Annotated in this window: 4 protein-coding genes and 1 pseudogene; 1 reads left to right on the top strand and 4 read right to left on the bottom strand. The window is 56.2% G+C overall.

All coding sequences use genetic code 11. The annotated features are described in order from the left end of the window. Positions 1-193 precede the first annotated feature (193 nt). On the top strand, positions 194-445 hold the full coding sequence (locus DIE21_RS36670) for a hypothetical protein (protein WP_124502190.1): 252 nt from the start codon (positions 194-196) through the stop codon (positions 443-445). An 82-nt stretch (positions 446-527) separates the two neighbouring features. On the opposite strand, the gene DIE21_RS36665 is transcribed toward DIE21_RS36670, so the two are convergent. The 4 genes and pseudogenes from DIE21_RS36665 to DIE21_RS36650 form a co-directional block, all read right to left on the bottom strand. After that, complete coding sequence (locus DIE21_RS36665) at positions 528-770, bottom strand: hypothetical protein (protein ID WP_124502189.1); 243 nt, start codon at positions 768-770, stop codon at positions 528-530. Between the two features lie 370 nt (positions 771-1,140). Beyond that, a pseudogene (locus DIE21_RS38370) lies at positions 1,141-1,288 on the bottom strand (RHS repeat-associated core domain-containing protein); the annotation flags it as partial. 175 nt (positions 1,289-1,463) lie between these two features. Then, positions 1,464-1,742: a hypothetical protein gene (locus DIE21_RS36655; RefSeq protein ID WP_124502188.1), complete on the bottom strand. Its 279-nt coding sequence runs from the start codon at positions 1,740-1,742 to the stop codon at positions 1,464-1,466. 10 nt (positions 1,743-1,752) lie between these two features. After that, on the bottom strand, positions 1,753-2,598 hold an 846-nt coding region (locus DIE21_RS36650; protein ID WP_260432614.1), incomplete at its 5' end, for an RHS repeat domain-containing protein.

Below are 2,598 nucleotides of genomic sequence, written 5' to 3'. Positions count from 1 at the left end.
AACCGTTCCCCCGGATGCGCATCCCACCATGCGCGGTCCTGCGCCATCTGTCGCTGCATCCGCGCCATCACCGACTCCAGCGGTTCGTCGGTCGGCCGGGGCGGGATCTTCTCCGGATCCACCGGATTGCCTCCGTGAGTGCGCCAACAGTCACGGCCCGCTGACCACCGTTAGCTCGACTCAGGAGTTGACTATGGCTGACGCCAGTCTTAAAGCACTTCCAACCGTCACGGAACGTTTCATCGCGATGCAGCACAAGCTCGACATCGGTCGCTACGTGATGAGGGTCATCCATGACGAGAACTGCGAACCGCTGCACCTCCGGCTCAAGATCGCAGGCCGTGGCGGACACACGATGTCGGCTTCCACGCCGGCCCGAAGCTCCACGTTCACGTCGAACTCGGCAAGCTCACCATTACCGCCGCCCAGATTGCTCCAGCAGTAGAACCGGCGGAACAGATCACCATCTCCCCGGATCGCCGCCAACCTCGAAACAACAAGGGCCGCGACCGCGGCCCTTTCACGCATCACCAAACTCGCATGTTCGGAGAACAGAATCCAAAAACGATATCCATAAGCTCTAGAATTCGCTCCTCAATATCTTCGGTTACACCATCCCTTATAGATTCCAACAGATCATACACTGACTCCGAACTAAAGCCTTTCTCCCGATATTTCACGAGAATATCTCTCAGCACGCCGAAGTCGGCACTCGCCTCCAATGCGTCGCGCAATTCCCGATCCAGCACGACATAAAGTTCAGCCGTCATTGCTTCACACATTTTTCACGCGTTGAACTAAGTGCGGCTTGATAATCAGATAAAGACATACTTGTGCTTGGTTGGATCGTCCCATGCTTGGCACTATCCTGCACGTACTTCAGACTTTTCGGAAGGTTCGCTGTGTTCAGCAAACAAGCACAGTCCTTTCCGGTTCCCCCCAGATTTTCGGGGCGCCTATGAGGCGGAAGATTGCGTGCTGATTCCGGGGCAACCGAAATGCCACCTGTGTTCGGATGAACCTTTCCGTCAGTGCCGACCGGGATATCTATACCAGGACGTGCGCCAAGCCCACGCGCCGTAGGTTCGGCAACTGGAAGCCCATCACTCCCGGTTTTCATCGCCCTATAGACGTCTACCCCTGATAGCCCCAGCGGATCGATCCAGCTTATCGGATTCGGCGCATACTGGAAAACGTTGATCCCGCCTTCCAGCTCAATCGGATCCTTGCTGACGAACCGCCCGCTACCCGGATCGTAGTACCGATGCCGGTTGTAATGCAGCCCCGTCTATACGTCACGCTCCCGCATCGCCCAAATCGCAACGAACGATGACTGTGGCACGGAATGCAACCCTCGTCATAGTCTCATCACGACACGTCCCGGTCGGCGGCACTCTTGCAGCAGTAAGGCGTTGCGGAATTTCCGCAAGGTTGTAGGGCGCAAACGTCGAACCAGATCGTACTCATACCGCTAGCCCGCCATCAACGATTCTTTGTGCCGCCGCCTCAATATTCCTTCGGGAAACGCTCTCGACAACCACGACGTTAGGCATATAAAAAAATCCGTTGTCGCGAACGCCATCGGTTGCATCTTGAGCGAATCTAGCCGCATCGTAAAAATTCAGTGTGATATCACCCTCCTCAGAGGTTACGAGAACGCCTTCCAAAAATCCTTTTTCTTCATGTTCAAATTCTGCAAGCTCGTCATACCAGCCAGGGTACTTGATTTCGATTTTACGCATTCTTTACCTCTCACTTTACCTTAATATTCCCTAGAGCACTTTTGTAGTCATCCTCTGCCATGGGATTTGCCGGAATTATTTCAAAGTGTGCGGGATCCTTACCCCGCTGAATTATTTTCAAATCCTCTGAAACAGATTCAGGGTCAACCTCATGAGGTACGAATCCTCGGCATGAGCAACTTTCTGGGTTATCGAAAACAGATACACCATGGGTAGGCTGGACATTGCCATCCCGCACCTTGTACTCTCCTGGCCGCGGTTCAAACGATGGCTTACTCCCAGCCTTGGCTCCTCGATAATATTTCGCCAAACCGAATGGATCGATCCACTGGACTGGGTTGGGCGCGTACTGCCAGACGTTCAGTCCGCCCGCGAGGTCAATCGGGTCCTTCGACATGAACCGCCCACTGCCCGGATCATAGTACCGATACCGGTTGTAATGCAGCCCCGTCTCCTCATCCCGATACTGCCCCTGAAACCGGATCGCGTTACCCGCCTCATTCCGCTCCGGCGTCTCCCGCCACACCGTCTTCTCCCCGCCCCACGCACGATACCGCCCGACCCACACCACCTTCCCCGACTCATCCAGCAACTCCTGCGGCGTCCCCAGATGATCGTTCTGATAGAACAGCGTCGCGTGCCGCGTCTTCGCCGGCACCTGCACGAACCGCCCCTCCGCGTCCGTCGCGACGAATGCCGCCTCCACCAGCGTCTCGTCCAGCCGCGCCAGCGGCACGAACGTCCCCGGTTCGTGCAGATACAGCGACGCACCCTGCCAATGATGCCGCTCCCTGAACGTATGCATGCGCTGCGCCACCGGTACCGAATCCGCATCGTCCGGATCTTCCCGAACCAT

The sequence above is a fragment of the Burkholderia sp. Bp9140 genome, assembly GCF_003853425.1.
Lineage (GTDB): Bacteria > Pseudomonadota > Gammaproteobacteria > Burkholderiales > Burkholderiaceae > Burkholderia.
Note: the sequence above shows the minus strand (reverse complement) of the source record. Positions and strands in the feature narration are given on the sequence as shown.

Coding starts and splice junctions, on each gene's coding strand:
- DIE21_RS36665 (WP_124502189.1), bottom strand. CDS start 770: ATGACGGCTGAACTTTATGTCGTGCTGGATCGGGAATTGCGCGACGCA.
- DIE21_RS36655 (WP_124502188.1), bottom strand. CDS start 1,742: ATGCGTAAAATCGAAATCAAGTACCCTGGCTGGTATGACGAGCTTGCA.
- DIE21_RS36670 (WP_124502190.1), top strand. CDS start 194: ATGGCTGACGCCAGTCTTAAAGCACTTCCAACCGTCACGGAACGTTTC.